This is a genomic window from Priestia megaterium (genome assembly GCF_041941685.1).
GTDB classification, from domain to species: domain Bacteria; phylum Bacillota; class Bacilli; order Bacillales; family Bacillaceae_H; genus Priestia; species Priestia megaterium_C.
Genome location: NZ_CP130958.1, coordinates 4,190,677 through 4,213,367, shown reverse-complemented (window position 1 = coordinate 4,213,367; position 22,691 = coordinate 4,190,677). Strand labels below are relative to the sequence as shown.

Genomic DNA, 22,691 nt, shown 5'->3' with positions numbered 1-22,691 from the left:
AAAATTTCTCATTATATAATCTCTTCGCGAATCAAGAGTGAAATTTCTCCTTATTCATTGTAAAATGATTTATAAAACTTTTCAATAGAAAAGTCACTGAGAATGCTTATCAAATCAAGGTTTCTTCACTTACCCAAACGTTTTGATACATAAAGGAAAGAGCTAAAAAGCCTTTATCTCACATGCTATTGGTCACTTTTGGTACAATGAATGAGAAAGGAAGTTGACACTTTTGAATTATATTCAAGTTAGCATTTTATTTTGTATAAAACAGTTAAAAGGTGAGCGAACCGCCTATGGTATTTATCATTTATTAACAGGTAAAAAGTCAGCTCAAACGATTCAAGACGGAAAAATTTTTGGAATTTCGTTTCTTTTTCAGTCATTTGTTTACTTAGATAAACGGTCTTTTGAAACCTGCGTTGCATATTTAAAAGAACAGCAGTATATTGAAGAAACTGAAAATCAAAAGTATGTGATGACAGATAAGGGACAAGCACGCCTTGAAGATGAACTGACGGCTCGACCCTTTCATCCAGCTTTAGACGGATGGAAATTCGCAAGCAGTACTCAATTATTTTTAGCAAGAATCACTTTGTTCATTCAGACCTTATCAAACCTACAGTATTTTCAAAAGGGTTTTTACCCATTTCCAAAAATCCTGAGGTCATTCAATGGGTCAAAACGTATATTATGTCTCAAAAGCAAACGCGTCAAGAGTTAGCTACCGAGCTATTCGAAGAGCTCCGAACGTGCTTGAAAGGTTGTAGGGAACGGGATGCGTCTCTTTTTGTTTTGCAACTGACTGGATACCAAAGAGTAGGCTTTACAAAAAATCAGTTAGCATATCAATATGAACTCGATGAGCATTATGTTCATATTCAACTTTTAGGGGTTATTCACCATATCATTGAAAAAGTGAGTAAAAATAATGAAAGCTTTCATGTACTTTCTTCTTTTTTACGTGATCTATATTTAGAATTGCCTTTGACAAGCTCGACGCTAAAAACGTATAGCTGGCTTCAAAAAGGCAAGACGCTTGAAGAAATTGCTTATATAAGGCGTTTAAAAGAAAGTACAATTGAAGATCATATTGCAGAATTAGCTCTGTTTGTTCCAGCTTTTTCAATCGATGCATACGTATCGCCTAAGCAGCAGGAAGAAATTATCTCAGCTTTTGAAGGTTTGCGTACGAATAAATTAAAGGTGATAAAAGAAGAAGTAAAAGACGACGTTACCTATTTTCAGATTCGTCTCGTATTAGCAAAACATTTTACCTGATACTAAAAAAAGTGGTGTTTGATGTGAAGATAGAACAACTCCTACAGAAACAATTTGGCTATAGCCAATTTCGACTAGGGCAAAAAGAGATTATTCAAGATATTTTAACAGGTCATAATGTGTTAGCGGTTCTTCCTACAGGAACAGGAAAATCACTGTGCTATCAGCTCCCAGCTTATTTGTTGAACCGACCGGTGCTGATTGTATCTCCTTTAATTTCACTGATGGAAGATCAAGTTCAACAACTAAAAGCAAGCGGAGAAAAACGAGTTATTGCCTTAAATAGTTTCCTACAACAAGAAGAAAAACAACGAGCGCTAAAAAATTTAGCTTTTTATCGTTTTATTTATGCATCTCCTGAAATTTTGCAAAATGCTGTTGTAGTAGAAGCATTAAAGCAGGCAAAGGTAGGCCTTTTCGTTGTGGACGAGGCGCACTGTATTTCTCAGTGGGGACATGATTTTCGTTTAGATTATCTACAGCTAGGAGATATATGGAAGGAACTTGGCAGTCCGCTATGTCTGGCACTAACGGGAACTGCGACTAGGGAAGTAGTAGAAGATATTAAGCGCTATTTATCGCTGCCTGCTGTCAACGAGCACATCTATTCCATGAATCGAAGTAATATTGCGATGAAAGTTGATTTTGTTGCAAGTATTGAAGAAAAAAAGAGAAGTTACTGATGTACGTTAGTGAACTGCAAGGTCCGGGAATTATCTATTGTTCCAGCCGATCTTGGACAGAAGCATTAACACAGCTTCTAAAGGAAAATGGGATACAGCGAGTGCAGTATTACCATGGGGGAATGGAACCGAATGAAAGAATGCTTGTTCAACAGCAATTTTTAGAAAATCAGCTTGATATCATTTGCTGCACAAGTGCATTTGGAATGGGGGTTAACAAATCGAATGTTCGCTTTGTTATTCATTTTCATACACCTACGCAGCTAGAAGCATATGTACAGGAAATTGGAAGAAGTGGACGCGATCAGCGAAACAGTATTGCGATCTTGCTTTATGCTGAAGGAGACGATGATTTTGCTCATTCTTTACTTGAAATTGAACTTCCTTCTTCAGATATCATCTTATACTGCTTGTCGTATTTACGAAACCATGATCAGGCCATTCCTTTAAAACAAGTAGAGTCTCACTTTCTTTATACAGTGGGTATTCAAGAAACACATTGGCGATTTATTCGTTATTATTTGTACAGAGAAAATGTAGTGAAAAATGAACATGTTGAACCCTGGAAAATTCCTGAATCGCTGCATGAAACGATTGTTGCAGCTGTAAATAAACGTCTTCGAAACAAACATGACAAGTATCGTGCAATGAAGGGGTTTATTGAGACAAAAGAATGCCGTCGTCACGTGCTGCTTGGCTATTTCGATGAAACGGGAAAATCAGAGCTTGAGAATTGTTGCGATTGCTGCGGCTTGGATTTAGAAAACTATAAAAAAACAAATGGTGAGCAGGAGCAATGGACATTTCAAGGCTGGGAATTAGAATTAGCTCGTTTGCTTCGTCAAGGAGAGATATAATGGCAAAATCACAGCAAGAGCTTATTTCATCCATGACAGATGCAGAGCTAGTTAAAAATTTATATGTAACACAGCTGCTCATCTGCTTCATTGCTTTAGGCATCGGTTTTTTTACATTCGATTCGTGGAATTCCTTTTTGCAGTTTTTTCAGGTGGATTGGTCTTCTATTTTATTGTACGGGGGAGGAACAGCTCTCTTGGTAGTGGGAGGAGATATACTTCTAATGAAATGCGTACCTGAGCATTTATACGATGACGGAGGGATCAATGAACGTTTATTTGCTAATCGTTCTGTTCCTCATCTGGTCCTTATTTGCCTAATCGTTGCATGTTCAGAAGAAATATTATTTCGAGGGGTTATACAAGTTCAGTTTGGCCTCTTTTGGGCGAGTATCGTATTTGCACTCGTTCACATTCGATATTTAAAAAAGTGGTTTCTTTTTATTTCGGTTGTGTTTTTAAGCTTTTTAATAGGGTTACTTTTTTTGTGGACTGAAAATTTGTATGTCACGATTTTTACTCATTTTCTCATTGATTTTTTATTAGGCCTGCAGATACGAAAATCAAAAGGGGAATCTGCACAGCCAGAAGAACTAATGCAGTAAAGGTTAAGGAAACAGCCATTATTTTCAGTGCTACCCACATAATCTTTTATGTTCTCTCATATGTTGTACTAGCATACGAGGGGGTGGAATGATGGAAAACAAAGTGATAGACTTTGAAAGCGATGAAACACTTCAATATATATTAGCGAGCGTTATTAAAAGAAAAGAGACAGTCAATAAGCTGAAAGCTAAAGAGAAAAAATGGAAGGTTTTGTTTTTAGCCAGTGTAACGGCTGTTATTAGCTACTTTTTTTTCATATTTCAAAGCGGTTTTTTTACGACGTTTAGCGAATTTTTTTCATTTTTGTTAGGCAACATGGGGCATTTGATGTTTCTATTGCTTACCGTCTCACTTTACTTTTATACTGTACAGCTGCAGAAAAAAAGCGAGAAAGCAGAAAAGACTTTTCAAGATTTGCGCTGTGAGATTATTAAAAGAAGCAAGGAGCTATGGGCGACGCCTGAAACATGGGAGCACCGAAAAGAAACGTTCCGCTGGATGCAGTCAACCTATGGAATTAATTTATATCATGAAAACAAATAGAATCGCATGAAAAAGCCTCTTTTTACATAGAAGTTTAGTGAAGGGGGTTTTTTTGTGAGGGATTGGTTTAACTTGCTGGCTGCGTGGTTATGCAGTTATTATATCAGCAGTTTAACGGCTGTAGGCTCAAAAGCTTCGTTAACCTATTTACTTATTCAAATGATTTTACATCCGTTAGATGTGTTTAGTGTTATAATCTTGTTTTTCACGGCTCTTTTTTGTCTATCGGCGGCAGTTCGTAAAGTGTTTCTGCAAAGTCGGTTGCTTCTAAAAGGCTATAAGGTAAAATGGCATGAATACCTTGTTTCATGTCTATGTGTGATAGGAATTTTATCGTTAAGTGCAATTGCGCTTTATCAAGTAGTAGGTTTGTTAACAATTGCGATAATTTATGCCCTTTCTTCTTTAACAGAAACACATCGGGTATAAAATGAAAAGAAGGAGAATATATGGTTATTCTTTTAATTGTTTTAGCGTTAGGCATAGGCTTGCTGATTTTTATGTTTTCAGAAGCCCATCGTACATATGTCGAAGAAAGAACGATTCATTTATCAAGATTTCCTGAAAATCAGCAGCCTTTGCGCCTGTTTTTTATATCGGATATACATAAGCGAACAGTTTCGTCGAAGCTGTTGGAAAAAATACCGGGCGAAGTAGATTTTGTGATCATAGGCGGTGATTTACTAGAAGGAGGAGTCCCTTTATTGCGGGCTCGTCAAAATATTCAAAAGCTTAAAACGCTAGGACCCGTCTATTTTGTGTGGGGAAATAATGATTACGAAGTAAGTCAAATGCAATTGAAGCAGATGCTTAAAGATGAAGGAGTTATTGCCCTTAAAAACGAGCATGTCTTTGCCGTTTCTAAATATGGTACTACATGCCATTTTGCGGGGGTAGATGATTTATCAGAAGGTCAGATGAATCTAAAGAGAGCTGTCTCTTCCATTGAACCTGAACAGCTTACCATTCTTCTAAGCCACAATCCTGATGTTATCTATTATGTAGATGAAGATTCAAAAGTAGATTTAATTTTGAGCGGACATACACACGGGGGACAGATACGCTTATTTAATTTTGGTATGTATGAATTAGGAGGGCTGAGAGAAAAAAGAAAGATTCCTCTTTTTGTCAGTAACGGATATGGTACAACCTCTTTGCCTCTCCGTTTACAAGCTAGAGCCCAAACGCATTATATCACTTTAAAAAGGAAAGAATAGCCTTGAACAAACTCTTTACATAGCATATACAAATTTTACACACAGGATAACTTATCCTATAATTCAATTAATAGATACAGTTCACGAAGAGTAGTTGGAGGTTACGTATGGCTCACGAAGGGAAGTATAATATTAAAGCCATCTCAAATATGGTCGGAATCCAGCCGGGAACTTTGCGTGCATGGGAACGACGTTATCAAATTTTAAATCCTGTCCGCAACGATTCGGGGCATCGGTTATATACAGAGGAAGATTTGCGGAAATTAAAATGGCTCACGGAAAAAGTGAGCGGAGGTTTTACCATAAGTCAAGCGGTTTCGTTATTAGAAACGGAAAGTAGTACAGTAGGAACGTTTGAAGAAGAAGGAGAAGTAGATTCCCCTCAAAAAATTAGGGATGAGCTGTTAACGATGCTTTTATCTTTTGAAGAAGGAAAAGCACAGGATTTAATTAATCATGCTTTTAGCCTGTATTCGGTAGAAAAAGTGGTTATTGATATTTTGGGTTCTCTACTCGTGACGGTTGGAGATATGTGGGAAAAAGGGCAAATTACAAGTGCTCATGAGCATTATACGACTCAAGTATTAAAAACGCGTATCAGCATGATTTTTTATTCGCTGCCTTCAAATGGCTTATTACCTAAAGCGATTGCTGTATGCGGACCTAACGAGACACATGAAGTGGGACTCCTAGTCTTTACGCTATTTTTACGCCGTAAAGGGTTTGAGGTTATTTATTTAGGAAGCAGTATTGAAGATAAAGATGTTGAGTTAATTGTTAAAGAAGTAGACCCAACGTTTTTATTTATGTCATGCACAATGATGGAAAATGCCGAGAAAACACTAAATTTGACGAACCAAATGATAAAGAAATTCCCGCATCTCAAAGTAGGATTAGGCGGTTATGTGTTTGATGGTTTAGATAGCAAAAGAAAAGGCCAGGCCCAGCCGTTTATTTTAGGAAATACAAAAGAAGAGTGGAACAGCTGGCTAACAAAAAAATTAGCAGAAATTGATTGAGAATAGCTTGTCTTTCCCATCATAAACCTGTAAACTCGTAAGTAAACATCACGAACCGTTTTCCAAAAAATACATATACTGCATTATCGAACCATGTGGTTATGAGTGCAAGCGGGGAGGGACGCTAATGAGGCTTGAACGATTAAACTATAATAAGCTAAAAGTTTTTTTGACCTACGATGATTTAAAAGAAAGAGGGTTAACAAAAGAAGATCTATGGACAGATACATTCAAAGTAAAACAGCTCTTTCGTGAGATGATAGAGCAAGCTTCTCAAGAACTGAACTTTGAACCTACAAATTCTCTTTCGGTAGAAGTTTTTTCACTTCAAGCACAGGGAATGGTTGTATTTGTGACAAAACAGTATGAAGAAGAAACCAGCTACGGTGAGTTCGATGAAGACGAGTTCGAAGACTTCATTGAAATGCAGGTCATGCTAGATGAAAGCGAAGACATGTTTTTTGAGTTTGATTCATTTGAAGATGTCATTCAGCTGACCAAACGCATGTCAAACTTTTACGATACAGATAGCGTGCTCTATTCATTTGAAAAACGTTTTTACGTGCTGTTGGATTATCACATGCTGTCACCGGCTGAAGTTGGGAATATGATTGCGGTTTTGGCGGAGTATGGAAATCCCTCTACAATTACAAAGCACCGCGTAAATGAATATGGAAAAATGTTAGTAGAAAAGAGAGCTTTGGAGTATATTAACTCTGTCTTTTCTTAACTGTTTAATTGAAATAATTACACCCGTGAAGGATAAAGCACTTTTATTAAAATAAGAGTGGCTGCACTTTCAGCTTTTACAAAGTTGTTGAAAGTGCTCTTTATCACCGGGTGTTTTTTATTTTTTTTAGACGATTAAAGCATACTAGAAAAGAGGCAGACTTAAAACATTGTAGCATACCTTGTAAAGTTAATGGAAGCGTTTTCTTAGAAGAGCACAAAAAATACTAAAAGTTCGATATTTTCCTTTGCAATGTAAAACTAAGGGTGTATACTATGTCATGAAAGAAGCACCATTCAATTAAAAACGAATAATTTTCGATACATTTTAGGAGGTTTACAGATGGTAGCCGACAAGATGCAAGACAGTAAAAATAGTCAAGAAGAGAAGCATGATGTTTTAAAATCTACACAAACAGTGATACATAAAGCGTTAGAAAAACTAGGCTATCCTGATGAAGTGTATGAACTATTAAAAGAGCCATTACGAATGATGACAGTGAAAATTCCTGTTCGTATGGATGACGGATCAGTTAAGATTTTTACAGGTCACCGAGCGCAGCATAACGATGCAGTTGGTCCTACGAAAGGCGGAATTCGTTTTCACCCAAACGTAACTGAAAAAGAAGTAAAAGCTCTATCTATATGGATGAGTTTAAAATGTGGAATCGTTGACCTTCCTTACGGTGGAGGAAAAGGTGGAATTGTTTGTGATCCTCGAAATATGTCTTTTGGAGAATTAGAGCGTTTAAGCCGCGGATATGTTCGTGCGATTAGCCAAATTGTTGGACCAACAAAGGATATTCCAGCGCCGGATGTGTTTACAAATTCACAAATTATGGCTTGGATGATGGATGAATACAGCCGGATTGATGAATTTAACTCACCGGGCTTTATTACTGGAAAGCCCCTTGTCTTAGGTGGTTCGCACGGCCGTGAAACAGCGACTGCAAAAGGAGTAACTATTTGTATTCGTGAAGCAGCGAAAAAACGAGGCATTGAATTACAAGGTGCACGGGTAGTAGTACAAGGGTTTGGAAATGCAGGAAGCTTTTTAGCTAAGTTTATGCACGACGCTGGCGCTAAAATTGTAGGGATATCCGATGCGTACGGAGCGCTGCATGACCCTAACGGTTTAGACATTGATTATTTATTAGATCGACGCGATAGCTTTGGTACAGTAACGAAATTATTCAATAATACAATCAGCAACAAAGAGCTGCTTGAACTTGACTGTGACATCCTAGTTCCAGCTGCGATTGAAAATCAAATTACAGAAGAAAACGCCCATAACATTCAAGCGAGTATTGTAGTAGAAGCAGCAAATGGACCAACAACTCTTGAAGCAACGCGCATTTTGTCAGAGAGAGGAATTTTATTAGTTCCAGACGTTTTGGCAAGTGCCGGCGGTGTAACAGTCTCTTATTTTGAATGGGTGCAAAATAACCAAGGTTATTATTGGACGGAAGAAGAAGTAGAAGAAAAGCTTGAAAAAGTAATGGTTAAATCATTTAATAACATCTACGAAACCTCTACAACTCGAAAAGTCGACATGCGTCTAGCTGCTTATATGATAGGCGTAAGAAAAATGGCAGAAGGCTCTCGTTTCAGAGGCTGGATTTAAAAACAGAACAGCAGAACAATTGCGTAAATAGAAAAAATCTCCTATCATTAATGAGGAGATTTTTTTGTTTTACACTGCGTTAAAATAAAAAAAAGGTGCGTTTACAACTGAAGGAGTGACAGGCATGAAGAAAGAAAAAGTAATTATTGTTGGCGGAGGACCATGCGGCCTTTCAGCAGCTATTGAGCTTCAACATACAGGTATTGATGCTCTTGTAATTGAAAAAGGGAATATTGTGAATGCCATTTATAACTATCCGACCCACCAAACGTTTTTTAGTTCGAGTGAAAAACTAGAAATTGGGGATGTCCCTTTTATTACCGAAAATCGTAAGCCTGTGCGCAACCAAGCTCTTGCTTACTACCGAGAAGTGGTGAAGCGCAGGCAAGTTCGAATTCAGCCGTTTGAATGTGTCTTGCAAGTAGACAAACAAGCGGAAAACCAATTTATTGTCACAACATCTAAAGAGACATATGAAGCGGAGAATGTCATTATAGCTACGGGCTATTACGATCATCCTAATTATATGAATGTGCCTGGTGAAGACTTATCAAAGGTATTTCATTATTTCAAAGAAGCGCATCCGTACTTTGATAAAGATGTAGTCGTTATAGGCGGAAAAAACTCTAGCGTCGATGCAGCTCTGGAATTGGTGAAGTGTGATGCAAGGGTGACGGTTATTTATCGTGGCTCAGATTACTCACCTAGCGTAAAACCTTGGATATTGCCTGAATTTGAGGCGCTGGTTCGAAATGGAACAATTGGGATGCATTTTAATGCTCATGTAACAAAGATAACGGATGAAACGGTAACATATGAGCAGGAAGGGAAAGAATCTACGATTAGTAACGATTTCGTTTTTGCCATGACTGGCTATCATCCTGATCATTCGTTCTTAACAAAAATGGGTGTGGAATTAGATGATGAAACAGGCCGCCCTTCTTTTAACGAAGAGACGATGGAAACAAACGTGGAAGGAATTTATATCGCTGGTGTGATTGCTGCAGGAAACAATGCTAATGAGATTTTTATTGAAAATGGACGTTTTCATGGAAAATCAATCGCTTCTCATATTATCAACAAAAACAACGCATAGGCTTCTATGCGTTGTTTTACTAATGATTAAATAGCTGCTGCAGTTCATCGTGATTCGTTGTTACTTGGAGAGCAACTAACAGTTTAATGCGTGCTTTAGGACCATTTAAGCCATTCGAAAAAATAACGCCCATCTCTTTCAACTGCTTGCCACCGCCTTCATATCCATATACATCTTGAGCAATTCCATTAAAACAGCGAGAAACGAGCACGATGGGTATCTTTCGCTCCAAAAGTAATTGAATGCCTGGAATTGTGAGAGGAGGGAGATTTCCTTGGCCGAGAGCTTCAATTACAAGTCCATCAACATTCATTGAAGCCACTGCTCGAAATAAATGGTCGTCCATTCCTGCATAAGCTTTTAATAAAGTGATTCGTTTATCTATCTGATTGACAGGATAAAATTCGTGTTCTGTAGGCATATGGTGAAAAGATACGCCGCGTTTTGTGATTAATCCTATTGGCCCGTACTGAGGGCTTTGAAATGTCGCCACGTTGCTTGTGTGGGTCTTGGTTACATTTTCAGCGGTATGAATTTCATCGTTCATCACAACTAAGACACCTTTTCCTTTTGCACCGTCACTAATAGCCACCCGAACCGCAGATATAAAATTATAAGGACCGTCTGAACCAATTTCATTGCTTGATCTCATGGCTCCAGTTAAGACAATTGGAATATTTGTATGCACTGTTAAATCTAAAAAATAAGCGGTTTCTTCCAGCGTGTCCGTACCGTGGGTTAACACGACTGCATCAATTTTGCCTTCATTAATTTTATCTCGTATTTTTTTTGAAAGTATAAGCATTTCTTTAGGAGTAATGTGAGGAGAAGGCAGATGAAATGCTTCTTCTACGATTACATTAGCCATACCTGAAACAGATGATGTGGAGCGGTGAAGCGGATTTTGAATATCTGGTGTTACCGATCCAGTTGCCATGTCTTCTTTCATAGAGATTGTGCCGCCGGTGTGAAGAATATAAACAGTTTTCATAGAGAGCTCCTTTCAATTTTTCATATAAGTATGATACATTTTTTGGTATACTTGTTTAAGGTCTTTGTTAGGCTTTGTAAATCGACAGCAAGTTATGTGAGCATTTACATATAAAGATAAGGACATTATAGACGGAGATTTTCATCCTAAAGATAACATGTTACTATTAAAAAAATAGAGGAGATGAGGCGCTATTTATGTTGGCGATTGTATCTGCAGGCATTGCGCCAGGATTGGCATTGTTAAGTTTTTTTTATTTGAAAGATGAATATGAAACTGAGCCTATTTCAATGGTATTAAAAACATTTATTTTTGGAGCAATGCTTGTTTTGCCAATTATGTTTATTCAATATGTATTTGGTGAAGAACACGTTTTTCAATCACCTTTTCTTCAAGCATTTTTTACGACAAGCTTTTTAGAAGAATTTTTCAAATGGTTCATTTTATATTTCACGATTTATCAGCATGTGGAATTTGATGAGCATTATGATGGAATTGTTTACGGGGCAGCTGTTTCATTAGGTTTTGCTACCGTTGAAAATATTTTATATTTATTTGCAAATGGTTTAGAATCAGCGCTAGGAAGAGCCTTTTTACCCGTATCTAGTCATGCTTTATTCGGCGTCATTATGGGGTATTATTTAGGGAAAGCAAAGTTTTCTGAAGGAAAGGAAAAAACGAAGTGGACGCTGTACTCCGTATTTGCGCCGCTCATTTTACATGGAACATATGATTATATTTTAAAAACAATGGATCATTGGGTATTTATTATTATCCCATTTATGATTTATTTATGGTGGCTGGCGTTAAGAAAAGTAAAAAAGGCCAAACAGCCATCGATTGTCTAGGCTCAGCTTGTAAATCTTTTTTGAGAGATTTACGAGCTGAGTTTTTTTCATTTCGGTAAATTTTGCGCATCTTGTATAAAAAAACAACCTTTACAAAAAATACTCCTATCATCTTATCAGTTACATACGATGTAGGAGGTTTTGTCATGTTATCATTTCGATGTTTTAAAAAGTATGCATGTCTCATATGCATATGTTCATTTATTGCAGCGTCCGTTGTGAGTCCAAAGGCCGCTCACGCGTTTTCAAATCAAGTCATTCAACACGGAGCAGTTGGAGATGACGTTATTGAGCTGCAGTCGAGACTTCAGTATTTAGGTTATTATAATGGGGAAATTGACGGTGTATTTGGATGGAGCACATATTGGGCACTGCGCAATTTTCAATATGAATTTGGCATTAAAAAGATTGACGGTTTAGCAGGCTGGCAAACAAAGATTAAATTAGCCAACGCCACAAAATATCACGAAAACTATGTGAAAAATCAAATTAGAAAAGGGAATAAGTTTACGCACTATGGCGGTCAGCCTCTTGATCAACAGTCTAAAGGAAGCGGTAGCAGTGGGAAAAGCAGCGCGAACAATGGTCAGCAAAAAGCACAAAACGGATCTTCTCAAGCAAAAAAACCTGCCAGTCAGCCGCAGCGTAATACGTCTAAAGGAAATTCTGAACAACAGAAAGAAAAAGCACAAAAGCCAACAGCGGTGAATGTACCAAGCGGTTTTTCACAAAACGATATTCAGCTCATGGCAAATGCCGTGCATGGTGAAGCACGGGGTGAACCATATAATGGCCAAGTAGCCGTAGCGGCCGTTATTTTGAACCGAGTTAACAGTCCGTCATTTCCAAATACAGTTGCTGGAGTTATTTTTGAACCGCGTGCATTTACTGCCGTAGCAGATGGGCAAATTTGGCTTGAACCCAATCCAACATCTAAAAAAGCGGTTATGGATGCGATTAACGGATGGGATCCTACTGGGAATGCTATTTATTACTTTAATCCGGATACAGCAACAAGCGCATGGATTTGGTCACGTCCTCAAATTAAGCAAATCGGGAAACACATTTTCTGTCGATAAAGAGAGGTGAAGGAAACATGATTCGAACAATTTTAATTGTATTATTAGCTATTGGTGTTGTAGGTGTAGGGTATTGGGGGTACAGCGAACATCAAGAAAAAGATGCTGTGCTGCTTCAAGCCGAGAATACGTATCAACGAGCATTTCATGATTTGTCATATCAGCTAGATTTGTTAAATGATAAAATCGGTGGCACGCTCGCCATGAGTTCGAGAGATCAGCTTTCGCCCGCGCTTGCAGAAGTATGGCGTTTAACTTCTGAAGCTCATAACAATGTAGGACAGCTGCCTTTATCGCTTTTGCCGTTCAATAAAACAGAAGAGTTTCTTTCAGATGTTGGTGACTTTACGTATAAAGTGGCGATAAGGGATTTAAGCAAATCCCCCTTAACAGATAAAGAGTATAAAACGTTAAATTCGCTTTATGATCAGTCAGGCGAAATTCAAAATGAAATGCGCCAAGTACAGCATCTAGTCATTGATAATAACTTGCGCTGGATGGATGTTGAGCTAGCCCTAGCCACAAAAGAAAAGCAAGGGGACAATACGATTATTGACGGATTAAAAACCGTTGAAAAAAGTATGGATTCTTTTGCCGAAACAGATTTAGGCGTTATGAATGCAACGAATGAGCAGGAAAAAAACGCTTTTCATCAATTAAAAGGTAGAGAAGTTAGTGAAGATGTTGCAAAACAAGTGGCGCGTTCGTTTTTGAATTTAAAAGGAAATGAACAAATTCATATTGTAAAGAGCGGAAAAGATGCCGATTATGAGGTGTACAGCTTAACCATTACAGATCCAAAGACTAAGCAGGAGACGTATATGGATATTACACAAAAAGGTGGATATCCGCTTTGGGTGCTCGAAGATCGAGATATTAAAAAACAAAATATTAGTTTAAACGATGCTATGAACAAAGCGACTAAGTTTTTAAAAGATCATCGTTTTGAAAGCCTAGTGATGGCTGAAAGCGCTCAATATGATAACATGGGAGTCTTTACATTCGTAGAGCAAACGGAAAGTGGAGTTCGGATTTATCCGGATTCAGTTAAAATGAAAATGTCTTTAGAAGATGGATCTGTGATTGGTTTCTCAGCTAAAGACTTCTTATTAAAACATCGTACAAGAGATATTCCAAAACCTAAAATTTCGAAAGAACAGGCAAAAACCAAGCTGAACTCGAATGTAAAAGTGATGGAAGACCGCTTGGCAATTATTACGAATGATTTAAACGAAGAAGTGCTATGCTATGAGTTTTTAGGGACAATAAAAAATGATACGTATCGTATTTTCATCAATGCCGATACGGGTTTTGAAGAAAAAGTCGAAAAACTGCAAAACTCAGAACCATTATATAATGAAGTGTAAAGTTGATAAAAACCGGTGTCTATAGACACTGGTTTTTGTGTTTTGTAATATTTTATTGAGTCTAAATAACTAATTTGTATTTACAAAATAAACACATTTGACTATGTTTAAATAAAGGGAAAAAGTGTATATAGTGGAACTGAAGGAGAGAGAGAAGATGATAAAAGCGGGAATGAGGTTGACGTTAGAGAGCGGGCACAGAGAGTCTACATTACAACAAACATATCGATGTAAAGTAGTTGAGTTTACGGAAGACGTAATTTATATTAGCTATCCGCTAAATGAAAAAACGCAGCGAAGTGCTTTTTTACTAAAAGGTACAAAATTGCTTGCTGCGTTTATTGGATATGATCAAAATGTATATACCTTTCCAACTGAAGTAACAGGGCGTGAAATAAAAGGCATGCCTGTTGTGAAGCTCTTTTAACCGGGCGATAAAAAGTTAAAATCCATCCAAAGAAGAAATTTTTTCCGTGTGCCGCTTACAGTGAAGGCGGTGATAGAAAGTGAACAAGAACAGCAGGATGTAATGGAAATCATGACTAAAAACATCAGTGCAGGTGGAATAGCCGGCTCCTTCCATCACTCGCTGCTTTTTAATGAGAAAGATTCGGTTGTTGTACGATTAAGTCTTCCTAATCGTGAGGGAGCTTTGCAGCATCTTGAATTAAAAGGGGACGTTGTACGAATTACCGCCCCGACTTCTTGTAAAGTAGGTCAGCTATCTATTAAATTTATGGATATGGAAAAACAAACGAAAGAAATGATGATTCGTTATACCTTAAAGCGTCAGCTCGACCTAAGAAGAAAAGGTCTTCTTTAGCGTATAAAAAAAACTTCTCTTTCCTAAACTGTAAGCAAAGGTATTACTTCTTACAAAAGGAGAAAAAAGGTGAATCGAATAGAACGAATTTTAATTAAATTAGTGGTTATTCAATTTGTGTTTTTAATAATTGCCCAATGTATTTTACTATCTAGCAGTCACAGTACATATTTCTCAAAGGTTATTCAGTATGAGGGAGTTAGCAAAAATAATTTTAATAAAATTATTGAAACATTCGACCAGTAGTCGGACGTATGGTAGAATAACTAGGAAAGAAACATGCAGTGAACACCAGGCAGGAGAAGACCCCCTGCTCTTTTTTTCGTTTATAAACGCTTCATATAAAACGGCTCATTGTATAAAAGATGAAAGTGGTTTGTTCCTGTTTTGAAATTAAGGGAGGCACTTATGGAAAAACAAATTTCAATCGCGATTGACGGTCCTGCAGCTGCTGGGAAAAGTACAGTGGCAAAGATTATAGCAGAAACCTTATCATATATTTATGTTGATACAGGAGCGATGTATCGTGCTCTAACGTATCAAGCGCAGAAAAACCAGGTAGATTTGCAAAATGAAGAAGAGCTATTGCATTTGCTTAACGAAACAGTAATCGATTTAAAACCGTCTGAATCTGGACAGGTAGTCATCTTAAATGGACAGAATGTTACAAGTGAAATTCGTTCTGCAGAAGTAACTAACTCTGTATCCATCGTAGCGAAACATCGTGCAGTTCGTGAAGAGATGGTAGCGAGACAGCAGGGCCTTGCTAAAGATGGAGGCGTTGTAATGGATGGACGTGATATCGGTACACACGTGCTTCCTCACGCAGAAGTTAAAATCTTTTTATTAGCGTCTGTGGATGAAAGAGCACAGCGACGCCATGACGAAAACATAAAAAAAGGTTTTGAATCAAATTTAGAGCGTTTAAAAGAAGAAATTGCCCGCAGAGACAAGCTGGATTCTGAGCGCGAAGTAGCACCTCTTAAAAAAGCTGAAGATGCAATTGAAATCGATACAACTTCCTTATCGATTGAAGGAGTTGTAGAAAAAATACTTTCTATTACAAAAGAAAGGATTGGATGATTTTGAGCTTTTATATGTTTGCCCGTGCCATTGTAAAAGGCATTTTAACACCAGTTTATCGTTATGAAGTAATCGGTGCAGAAAATATCCCTTCAGAAGGCGGAGTTTTGCTTTGTTCAAATCATATTGACAACTTAGATCCGCCTACTGTAGGTGTGACATGTCCAAGGCCTATTTCGTTTATGGCAAAAGCAGAGCTGTTTAACGCACCTTTTCTGAAGACGGTTCTGCCAAAGTTAGAAACATTCCCTGTAAAGCGCGGGATGGCAGATCGTGAAGCTTTGCGCCAAGGGTTAAAGATTTTAAAAGAAGGAAAAGTGCTTGGATTATTTCCCGAAGGAACAAGAAGTAAAGATGGGAAATTAGGAAAAGGGATGGCTGGAGTAGGCTTTTTTGCTTTGCGTTCAAAAGCAGCTGTTGTGCCTTGCGCTGTTATTGGTCCATATAAGCGTTTTGCAAGGTTAAAAGTAGTGTACGGACCGCCAATTCAGATGGATGAGCTTCGCGAACGAAAAGCATCAGCCGACGAAGTAACCGAAGTTATTATGAAAAGCATTGGTGAATTAATTGAAAAATATCAATAGTTTGTAACCTTATGACTTGACAAAAGATTCTATTTATTAGAAGTTAGTAACAAAGAGAGTTTTTTCTATACAGAGCTATATACAATAATGATGAGCTAAAAGAGTGAAGAACTCTTACAAGGGAATACATATTGTAGATGGATATTGGAGGAGGAAAAGACGATGACAGAAGATATGAATCAAGTAGAGGTAACGTCATTAGAAGTAGGAGAAACAGTAAAAGGTACTATTACAAAAGTAGAAGAAAAGCAAGTGTATGTAGATGTACCTAACAGCAAACTAGACGGTATTATTCCAATCAGTGAATTAGCGAGCTTACATATTGAAAAAGCAGGCGATGTAATCCAAGAAGGTGCCGAAGTCGAAGCGAAAGTAATTAAAGTGGAAGACGATTTGCTTGTGTTATCTAAACGAGCTGTAGATGCTGAAAAAGCATGGGACGGTTTAGAAGCAAAACTTTCTTCAGGTGAAGTGTTTGAAGCGGTAGTCAAAGAAATTGTCAAAGGCGGATTAGTAGTAGATATTGGTGTAAGAGGGTTCATTCCAGCTTCTCTTGTTGAAACTCATTTCGTTGATGATTTTGCAGAGTATCAAGATCAAACTCTTACAGTCAAAGTAGTGGAATTAGATAAAGAAAAAAATCGTGTGATCCTTTCGCATCGTGCAGTTGTAGAAGAAGAGCTTGTACAACAAAAAGAAAATGTTCTTGAGTCATTAAAAGAAGGTCAGGTTTTAGAAGGAACCGTTCAGCGCTTAACAGACTTTGGAGCGTTTGTAGATGTAGGCGGAGTAGATGGGTTAGTGCACATTTCTCAGCTTTCACATACGCGTGTAGAAAAACCTTCAGACGTAGTAGCTGAGGGAGATACTGTGAAAGTCAAAGTATTGTCTGTTGACAAATCAACGGGGCGTGTTTCATTATCTATTAAAAATACGTTAGAAGGTCCATGGTCCAACATTTCTACGAAGCTTCGCCAAGGTGATGTAGTAGAAGGAACCGTTAAAAGACTTGTATCTTTTGGAGCTTTTGTGGAAGTTCTACCTGGAGTAGAAGGACTTGTACACATTTCTCAAATTTCCCATAAGCATATCGGGACACCGCATGAAGTGCTTTCTGAAGGCGAAAAAGTGACGGTGAAAGTACTTGATGTGAATGAACAAGAACGACGCGTTTCGTTAAGCATTCGTGATCTTGAGGAAGAAGAACAAGAAGATTACGGTGACTATGAATTACAAGAAGAGTCAAAAGGTTTCCAATTAGGTGATATGATTGGGGATCAATTAAAAAAATTAAGATAAGTAATGGTGATGATTTGTGAGCAGAGCAAAACGTAAAATTGATCACATTCATCATGCGATTCAAACGGGACAGCATAGGCTGCACGGGCTAGATGATATTCGCTTCGTTCATAATAGCTTACCAAATACAGGCGTGCACGATGTTCATATTGATACAAAAATTGGCGAACTTTTGTTAAGTTCGCCAATTTTTATAAATGCTATGACGGGCGGAGGCGGACAAGAAACGGAACGGATTAACCGTTCGTTTGCTCAAATTGCTCATCATGGTCAATTAGCAATGGCCGTTGGATCGCAGATGGCTGCGATTAAAGATGAAAAGGAAGAACAATCATACAGAGTAGTGCGTCAAGAAAACCCTAACGGAATTATTTTTGCCAACCTAGGCAGTGAAGCTACAGTTGAACAAGCTAAAAAAGCGGTTGATATGCTTGAAGCAAATGGACTTCAAATTCATTTAAATGTTATACAAGAACTGGTCATGCCGGAGGGAGATCGTGATTTTACCGATGCATTACGTCGTATTGAACGCATTGTCCGAGAAGTAACCGTTCCTGTAATTGTCAAAGAAGTAGGTTTTGGGATGAGCGCTCAAGCAGTGCAAAAACTTAAAGATGTTGGTGTTGAAATCGTTGATATTGGTGGGTACGGTGGTACCAATTTTTCGAAAATCGAAAATGAAAGACGAGCAAAACATTTTCACTTCTTTAATGATTGGGGAATTTCCACAGCAGCTTCTTTAGCAGAAGTATCTCAGCACGTAGAAGGTATGTCCATTATTGGTTCAGGAGGTATTCAAACCTCTATGGATATTGCTAAGTCTATTGCGTTAGGAGCTTCTGCAACGGGAATGGCAGGATATTTTTTATCCATTTTAATGAAGTCTGGTTTAGAAGCAGTTGTAGAAGAGATAGCCGAGCTGCATGAGGAGTTAACGTTCATCATGGCTGCGCTAGGAGCAACTTCTATTGCTAAGCTTCAGCAAATGCCTCTAGTTATTACAGGAGATACCCATAGCTGGCTGACTCAGCGAAATGTATCTATAGAAACATTTAATAACAGATCATAAAAAAGCATGCAGTTGACTGCGTGCTTTTTTATTTCTTTAAAAGATAAATGATCGCGTTTTCATTTAAAAAAACAAAAAATGTTGGCAGAAGAAGTGACAAAAAGCATGAAATCCCAAACGTTAGCCCCTTATAATAAGTTAAATAAACAGAAAAATCAGAAAAAGAGGTGGCGTAATGAAAAAGGGGCATCCTATATTTACAATTTTTCTTTTCTTTTTAGGCTGGGTTTTCATGTATGCAGATCGTAATATTTTATCTCCGGTTATGGGAGATATCGGTGCGCAGTGGGATCTTAATAAAGCTGAACTTGGACTAATGTCTACCGTGTTTTTTGCAGCGTATGCAGCTATGCAAATTCCAACGGGTTTTTTGGCAGATCGATTTGGTCGCGTTAAGATCTTAGTAGCTGGATACATCTTGTTTGGAGTTGCCACATTTTTCACAGGACTTACAACTACTTTCGGTATGTTCTTACTCATGCGGGCGCTGACAGGGCTTGGAGAAGGAACGTATTATGGTTCACAATACGGAATTTCTTCAAGCATCACGTCCGAAAGATACCGAGGTTTAGTGTCTGCGCTCATTAATAGTGGAATGGCTTTTGGTATATCACTTGGTTTTATCGGTTCTACATACATTACATATACGTTAGAAAAAGAATGGCAGTTTACCTTTTACTTATTTGCTATTCCGACTATAGTGATAGCTATTTTAATAGCTTTCTTTGTAAAAGATAAGCAAAGGGATCAAGAAAAAAATTCACCAAATAGAGAAACAAAGCAGTCGCTAAAAGTATTATTTACAAGAAATCATATTTTCGTATACATTTTAATCTTCTGCTCTCTTTACGGATTTTTTGGGATGCTGACGTGGCTTCCTTATTATTTGCAGCACTCGCGAGGCTTAGAAGGGTCTCAAACAGGCATCATAGCATCTTTAGTACCTTGGGCGTCTATTCCAGGAGCAATCTTCTTTGGGTATATATCTGATCGGATTGCAAATAAAAAAGCATTAATTGTGAGTTTGTCAGTAGCGGGCGCTTTATGTCAATTTTTTATTCCCTATACAGAGAGTTATTCTTGGCTATTAATCGGCTTAATTGTGTACGGTCTGATAGGTAAATTAGCATTAGATCCGATTTTGATTTCGTATATGGCGGATATTACTCCATCGTCCATGTACTCTAAAGTGTACGGTTTTTTCAACTTCAGCGGCATGCTGTCATCGATCTTTGCACCTTACATTACCGGATATTTTGCAGATAAACTTGGAAGTATGGAATTCGGGTTTTATTTGTCAGGAGCACTATTGTTAGTGGGAGGAGTTCTCTTTTTGTTTACAGGAAAAAAAGAACGTTCCTATCCTGTTTCACATCCAGTTTTAAAATAAAAAATGCGCTGACTTAGTCAGCGCATTTTTTTATTTATGCTCATTTAACTCGCGCGCTTCTTCAGGACTTTGCAAGCTAGTTGCTCCCGGATAGTGAAGTCCTTGATCACGGTCAGATTCAACTCGTTTTGATTCTTTTAATTTTTTCTCTTGACGATCTTTTCCCATTTTAGATTCCCTCCTTTTTTCTGATAGGTTGTCCAAAATAAGGGGTTCTATTCTAAAACTCCGATTAAGTTTTACCAAATTGATACATACTGATGACAGGTAGAGGAGGTGCCATATTCAGTGGACGGAATTTTCTTTTATTGGCTTTCGTGGATGGGATGGATTGTTGCGACTTTTCTTATGCCCAAAACACCTAGGCGTTGGAAGGGAGCAGCCATTATATTAATCAGTATACTCCTAAGCGGAATGAACATGCATATGGCTCAGTTTTCATGTAGCTACACCGCTTTGTTTTTAGTGGGGGTAGCGTGTGTTTATGCTTCAGGCTACAGCAGGTTTCAGCAGTTATATTATGTTATTGTATGCGGCATTATAATAATTGCCTATGCTGGTTTTTGTTTACTTGAGCTCTATGATCCTGTATGGATTTTTATTGATCGTAAGTGGATTCTGACTGGACTTATCTTATATATTTGCTTTATGGTGATTAAAGATGCTGAAAAAAGATTCGCAGCGATCATTTTAGGTGTAGTTGGAGGAGATTTTTTATACGCAGTTGTCATTCGAGATATTGCATCTTATGAAGTAGGGTCTCTTCGGACACTCGACGTTTTAGCAACAGCAGTAGGAGCTATGTTTATTTGGGAGATGCTGGTTTATTTCTCTGCTTATTTAGATTTGTACGTGCTGAAGTCTCACAGGCAAAAGCAAAGTACTTACAAATAGAAGAAGAGATTTCGTAAAATTATATTGTTGTTACCGGTGATTTTTGATAAAATTGTTTGATTGAAAGAGTAATGCTTATTCAGCGGATAGGCAGTTAATCAGCTTGGTGTAAAATAGAGCTGATAAAAAGCCTGCTTTATCGCTTATGATCGATTAGTAGAGGTCATGCCACGCTGCATGGCCTCAATTTCTGAAAAAAGAATGATCTTATTTATTTGTACATGTAGATAAATACCTTTAGTCGATTAAAGACTGGTTGCCGATACATAAAAAAGATCAAGGAAAGGGAAGAATCGTATGCCAAAACCAATTATTGCGATTGTTGGTCGTCCCAACGTAGGAAAATCAACAATTTTCAACCGAATTGTAGGAGAGCGAGTATCTATTGTAGAAGATATTCCGGGTGTAACTCGTGATCGTATCTATAGTTCAGGTGAGTGGCTGAATATGGACTTTAACATTATTGATACTGGCGGTATTGATATTGGAGATGAGCCATTTTTAGAACAGATCAAACAGCAGGCAGAAATTGCAATTGATGAAGCGGACGTAATCATTTTTCTAGTGAATGGACGCGATGGAATTACTGCAGCTGATGAAGAAGTGGCGAAAATTTTATACAAATCCAAAAAGCCCGTTGTCCTAGCTGTTAATAAAGTAGATAATCCTGAAATGAGAGAATTAATCTATGATTTCTACGCACTAGGATATGGAGAACCGTTCCCAATCTCAGGAACGCACGGTTTAGGTTTAGGTGACCTGCTAGACGAGGCAGCTAAGCACTTTCCAAAAGAAAAAGACGAAGATTACGGAGAAGACGTCATTAAATTTTCATTGATTGGTCGTCCTAACGTAGGAAAATCTTCATTAGTTAATGCTCTTCTAGGTGAAGACCGTGTTATTGTCAGTGATCTTGCCGGAACGACACGCGATGCCATTGATACAAAATTTACAAAAGAAGATCAAGAATATGTTGTTATTGATACAGCTGGAATGAGAAAGCGTGGAAAAGTGTACGAGAGTACTGAAAAATACAGCGTACTGCGCGCATTAAAGGCAATTGAACGCTCAGATGTTGTCTTAATTGTATTAAATGCTGAAGAGGGTATTATTGAACAAGATAAGAAAATTGCCGGCTATGCACAAGAAGCTGGAAAAGCTGTTGTCATCGTTGTGAACAAATGGGATACAGTAGAAAAAGATGAAAAAACAATGAAAAAATTTGAAGAAAATATACGTGAGCATTTTCAGTTCTTAACATATGCTCCAATTGTATTCCTTTCAGCTAAAACGAAAAAACGTACGCATACGCTATTGCCAATGATTGATCTTGCAAGCGAAAGCCATGCGGTACGTGTAGAAACAAGCATCTTAAATGATGTGATTATGGATGCAGTAGCAATGAACCCTACGCCTACTCACAACGGCAACCGCTTAAAAATCTATTACACAACTCAAGTAGCAATCAAGCCGCCAACTTTTGTTGTGTTTGTAAATGATCCTGAGCTAATGCATTTTTCATATAAACGTTTCTTAGAAAATAAGCTTCGTGAAGCTTTTGGATTCGAAGGAACTCCAATTAAAATTATTGCAAGACCAAGAAAATAAT

General features: G+C 37.8%; 25 protein-coding genes and 1 pseudogene. 24 read left to right on the top strand and 2 right to left on the bottom strand.

What is annotated here, in order from left to right; translation table 11 throughout:
* The first annotated feature begins 232 nt into the window (after positions 1-232).
* The 11 genes and pseudogenes from Q5794_RS22295 to Q5794_RS22245 all read left to right on the top strand — a co-directional run bounded on the left by Q5794_RS22295 (position 233) and on the right by Q5794_RS22245 (position 9,655).
* Positions 233-724: a hypothetical protein gene (locus Q5794_RS22295; protein WP_374988440.1), complete on the top strand. Its 492-nt coding sequence runs from the start codon at positions 233-235 to the stop codon at positions 722-724.
* Positions 694-1,281, top strand: coding sequence for a helix-turn-helix domain-containing protein (locus tag Q5794_RS22290; RefSeq protein WP_374988439.1), 588 nt, complete (start codon positions 694-696; stop codon positions 1,279-1,281). Before Q5794_RS22295 ends, Q5794_RS22290 begins: the two co-directional genes overlap by 31 nt.
* 23 nt (positions 1,282-1,304) lie before the next feature.
* Positions 1,305-2,821, top strand: a pseudogene (locus tag Q5794_RS22285) (RecQ family ATP-dependent DNA helicase).
* Positions 2,821-3,426 carry a CPBP family intramembrane glutamic endopeptidase gene (locus tag Q5794_RS22280; RefSeq protein ID WP_192996120.1) on the top strand — a complete coding sequence of 202 codons (606 nt, stop codon included), beginning with the start codon at positions 2,821-2,823 and terminating at the stop codon, positions 3,424-3,426. The pseudogene Q5794_RS22285 and the gene Q5794_RS22280 overlap by 1 nt, the downstream one beginning before the upstream one ends.
* Before the next feature lie 88 nt (positions 3,427-3,514).
* Positions 3,515-3,970, top strand: coding sequence for a DUF2663 family protein (locus Q5794_RS22275; protein ID WP_192996122.1), 456 nt, complete (start codon positions 3,515-3,517; stop codon positions 3,968-3,970).
* A gap of 54 nt (positions 3,971-4,024) precedes the next feature.
* Positions 4,025-4,399 carry a hypothetical protein gene (locus Q5794_RS22270; RefSeq protein ID WP_013059041.1) on the top strand — a complete coding sequence of 125 codons (375 nt, stop codon included), beginning with the start codon at positions 4,025-4,027 and terminating at the stop codon, positions 4,397-4,399.
* Between the two features lie 20 nt (positions 4,400-4,419).
* Complete coding sequence (locus tag Q5794_RS22265) at positions 4,420-5,187, top strand: metallophosphoesterase (RefSeq protein WP_214984359.1); 768 nt, start codon at positions 4,420-4,422, stop codon at positions 5,185-5,187.
* Between the two features lie 107 nt (positions 5,188-5,294).
* Positions 5,295-6,206 (top strand): MerR family transcriptional regulator, encoded by a 912-nt coding sequence (locus Q5794_RS22260; RefSeq protein ID WP_268574872.1) that lies wholly within the window; start codon positions 5,295-5,297, stop codon positions 6,204-6,206.
* A gap of 127 nt (positions 6,207-6,333) precedes the next feature.
* Positions 6,334-6,936 carry a genetic competence negative regulator gene (locus Q5794_RS22255; RefSeq protein WP_013084906.1) on the top strand — a complete coding sequence of 201 codons (603 nt, stop codon included), beginning with the start codon at positions 6,334-6,336 and terminating at the stop codon, positions 6,934-6,936.
* Positions 6,937-7,293: 357 nt separating this feature from the next.
* Positions 7,294-8,559 (top strand): Glu/Leu/Phe/Val dehydrogenase, encoded by a 1,266-nt coding sequence (locus tag Q5794_RS22250; protein ID WP_370506064.1) that lies wholly within the window; start codon positions 7,294-7,296, stop codon positions 8,557-8,559.
* Positions 8,560-8,683: 124 nt separating this feature from the next.
* Positions 8,684-9,655, top strand: a complete 972-nt coding sequence (locus tag Q5794_RS22245; RefSeq protein ID WP_214984361.1) for a YpdA family putative bacillithiol disulfide reductase — start codon at positions 8,684-8,686, stop codon at positions 9,653-9,655.
* Between the two features lie 19 nt (positions 9,656-9,674).
* On the opposite strand, the gene Q5794_RS22240 is transcribed toward Q5794_RS22245, so the two are convergent.
* A complete protein-coding gene (locus Q5794_RS22240) occupies positions 9,675-10,646 on the bottom strand; it encodes an asparaginase (RefSeq protein ID WP_374988438.1) in 972 nt (323 codons plus the stop codon).
* 197 nt (positions 10,647-10,843) lie between these two features.
* Between Q5794_RS22240 and prsW the strand changes: the two genes are divergently transcribed.
* From prsW to Q5794_RS22185, 11 genes are all read left to right on the top strand, one after another.
* A complete protein-coding gene (gene prsW, locus Q5794_RS22235; protein ID WP_013059034.1) occupies positions 10,844-11,494 on the top strand; it encodes a glutamic-type intramembrane protease PrsW in 651 nt (216 codons plus the stop codon).
* A gap of 146 nt (positions 11,495-11,640) precedes the next feature.
* On the top strand, positions 11,641-12,573 hold the full coding sequence (gene sleB, locus Q5794_RS22230) for a spore cortex-lytic enzyme (RefSeq protein ID WP_374988437.1): 933 nt from the start codon (positions 11,641-11,643) through the stop codon (positions 12,571-12,573).
* Positions 12,574-12,590: 17 nt separating this feature from the next.
* Complete coding sequence (gene ypeB, locus Q5794_RS22225) at positions 12,591-13,940, top strand: germination protein YpeB (RefSeq protein WP_214984364.1); 1,350 nt, start codon at positions 12,591-12,593, stop codon at positions 13,938-13,940.
* Between the two features lie 157 nt (positions 13,941-14,097).
* On the top strand, positions 14,098-14,367 hold the full coding sequence (locus Q5794_RS22220; protein WP_226897430.1) for a flagellar brake protein: 270 nt from the start codon (positions 14,098-14,100) through the stop codon (positions 14,365-14,367).
* A gap of 24 nt (positions 14,368-14,391) precedes the next feature.
* Positions 14,392-14,763: a flagellar brake protein gene (locus Q5794_RS22215; protein ID WP_374989245.1), complete on the top strand. Its 372-nt coding sequence runs from the start codon at positions 14,392-14,394 to the stop codon at positions 14,761-14,763.
* 69 nt (positions 14,764-14,832) lie between these two features.
* On the top strand, positions 14,833-15,009 hold the full coding sequence (locus Q5794_RS22210) for a YpfB family protein (RefSeq protein WP_013059030.1): 177 nt from the start codon (positions 14,833-14,835) through the stop codon (positions 15,007-15,009).
* Positions 15,010-15,171: 162 nt separating this feature from the next.
* Complete coding sequence (gene cmk / locus Q5794_RS22205) at positions 15,172-15,846, top strand: (d)CMP kinase (RefSeq protein ID WP_013059029.1); 675 nt, start codon at positions 15,172-15,174, stop codon at positions 15,844-15,846.
* Positions 15,843-16,430 (top strand): lysophospholipid acyltransferase family protein, encoded by a 588-nt coding sequence (locus tag Q5794_RS22200; protein ID WP_328243930.1) that lies wholly within the window; start codon positions 15,843-15,845, stop codon positions 16,428-16,430. Before cmk ends, Q5794_RS22200 begins: the two co-directional genes overlap by 4 nt.
* 162 nt (positions 16,431-16,592) lie before the next feature.
* Complete coding sequence (gene rpsA, locus Q5794_RS22195) at positions 16,593-17,729, top strand: 30S ribosomal protein S1 (RefSeq protein WP_374988436.1); 1,137 nt, start codon at positions 16,593-16,595, stop codon at positions 17,727-17,729.
* 16 nt (positions 17,730-17,745) lie between these two features.
* Positions 17,746-18,798, top strand: coding sequence for a type 2 isopentenyl-diphosphate Delta-isomerase (gene fni, locus Q5794_RS22190; protein WP_028410733.1), 1,053 nt, complete (start codon positions 17,746-17,748; stop codon positions 18,796-18,798).
* 175 nt (positions 18,799-18,973) lie between these two features.
* Positions 18,974-20,188 (top strand): MFS transporter, encoded by a 1,215-nt coding sequence (locus Q5794_RS22185; RefSeq protein WP_192996140.1) that lies wholly within the window; start codon positions 18,974-18,976, stop codon positions 20,186-20,188.
* A gap of 30 nt (positions 20,189-20,218) precedes the next feature.
* Here Q5794_RS22185 and Q5794_RS22180 read toward each other — a convergent pair whose 3' ends face one another.
* Complete coding sequence (locus tag Q5794_RS22180) at positions 20,219-20,356, bottom strand: YpzI family protein (protein WP_013059024.1); 138 nt, start codon at positions 20,354-20,356, stop codon at positions 20,219-20,221.
* A 120-nt stretch (positions 20,357-20,476) separates the two neighbouring features.
* Between Q5794_RS22180 and Q5794_RS22175 the strand changes: the two genes are divergently transcribed.
* Both Q5794_RS22175 and der read left to right on the top strand, forming a co-directional pair.
* Positions 20,477-21,082: a hypothetical protein gene (locus Q5794_RS22175; protein ID WP_374988435.1), complete on the top strand. Its 606-nt coding sequence runs from the start codon at positions 20,477-20,479 to the stop codon at positions 21,080-21,082.
* 297 nt (positions 21,083-21,379) lie between these two features.
* Positions 21,380-22,690 carry a ribosome biogenesis GTPase Der gene (gene der, locus Q5794_RS22170; RefSeq protein WP_057243147.1) on the top strand — a complete coding sequence of 437 codons (1,311 nt, stop codon included), beginning with the start codon at positions 21,380-21,382 and terminating at the stop codon, positions 22,688-22,690.
* The last annotated feature ends 1 nt before the right edge of the window (position 22,691 follow it).

Coding starts and splice junctions, on each gene's coding strand:
- Q5794_RS22200 (WP_328243930.1), top strand. CDS start 15,843: ATGATTTTGAGCTTTTATATGTTTGCCCGTGCCATTGTAAAAGGCATT.
- Q5794_RS22185 (WP_192996140.1), top strand. CDS start 18,974: ATGAAAAAGGGGCATCCTATATTTACAATTTTTCTTTTCTTTTTAGGC.
- sleB (WP_374988437.1), top strand. CDS start 11,641: ATGTTATCATTTCGATGTTTTAAAAAGTATGCATGTCTCATATGCATA.
- Q5794_RS22180 (WP_013059024.1), bottom strand. CDS start 20,356: ATGGGAAAAGATCGTCAAGAGAAAAAATTAAAAGAATCAAAACGAGTT.
- Q5794_RS22260 (WP_268574872.1), top strand. CDS start 5,295: ATGGCTCACGAAGGGAAGTATAATATTAAAGCCATCTCAAATATGGTC.
- prsW (WP_013059034.1), top strand. CDS start 10,844: ATGTTGGCGATTGTATCTGCAGGCATTGCGCCAGGATTGGCATTGTTA.
- rpsA (WP_374988436.1), top strand. CDS start 16,593: ATGACAGAAGATATGAATCAAGTAGAGGTAACGTCATTAGAAGTAGGA.
- cmk (WP_013059029.1), top strand. CDS start 15,172: ATGGAAAAACAAATTTCAATCGCGATTGACGGTCCTGCAGCTGCTGGG.
- der (WP_057243147.1), top strand. CDS start 21,380: ATGCCAAAACCAATTATTGCGATTGTTGGTCGTCCCAACGTAGGAAAA.
- Q5794_RS22240 (WP_374988438.1), bottom strand. CDS start 10,646: ATGAAAACTGTTTATATTCTTCACACCGGCGGCACAATCTCTATGAAA.
- Q5794_RS22275 (WP_192996122.1), top strand. CDS start 3,515: ATGATGGAAAACAAAGTGATAGACTTTGAAAGCGATGAAACACTTCAA.
- Q5794_RS22280 (WP_192996120.1), top strand. CDS start 2,821: ATGGCAAAATCACAGCAAGAGCTTATTTCATCCATGACAGATGCAGAG.
- ypeB (WP_214984364.1), top strand. CDS start 12,591: ATGATTCGAACAATTTTAATTGTATTATTAGCTATTGGTGTTGTAGGT.
- Q5794_RS22290 (WP_374988439.1), top strand. CDS start 694: ATGTCTCAAAAGCAAACGCGTCAAGAGTTAGCTACCGAGCTATTCGAA.
- Q5794_RS22255 (WP_013084906.1), top strand. CDS start 6,334: ATGAGGCTTGAACGATTAAACTATAATAAGCTAAAAGTTTTTTTGACC.
- Q5794_RS22250 (WP_370506064.1), top strand. CDS start 7,294: ATGCAAGACAGTAAAAATAGTCAAGAAGAGAAGCATGATGTTTTAAAA.
- Q5794_RS22245 (WP_214984361.1), top strand. CDS start 8,684: ATGAAGAAAGAAAAAGTAATTATTGTTGGCGGAGGACCATGCGGCCTT.
- Q5794_RS22220 (WP_226897430.1), top strand. CDS start 14,098: ATGATAAAAGCGGGAATGAGGTTGACGTTAGAGAGCGGGCACAGAGAG.
- Q5794_RS22265 (WP_214984359.1), top strand. CDS start 4,420: ATGGTTATTCTTTTAATTGTTTTAGCGTTAGGCATAGGCTTGCTGATT.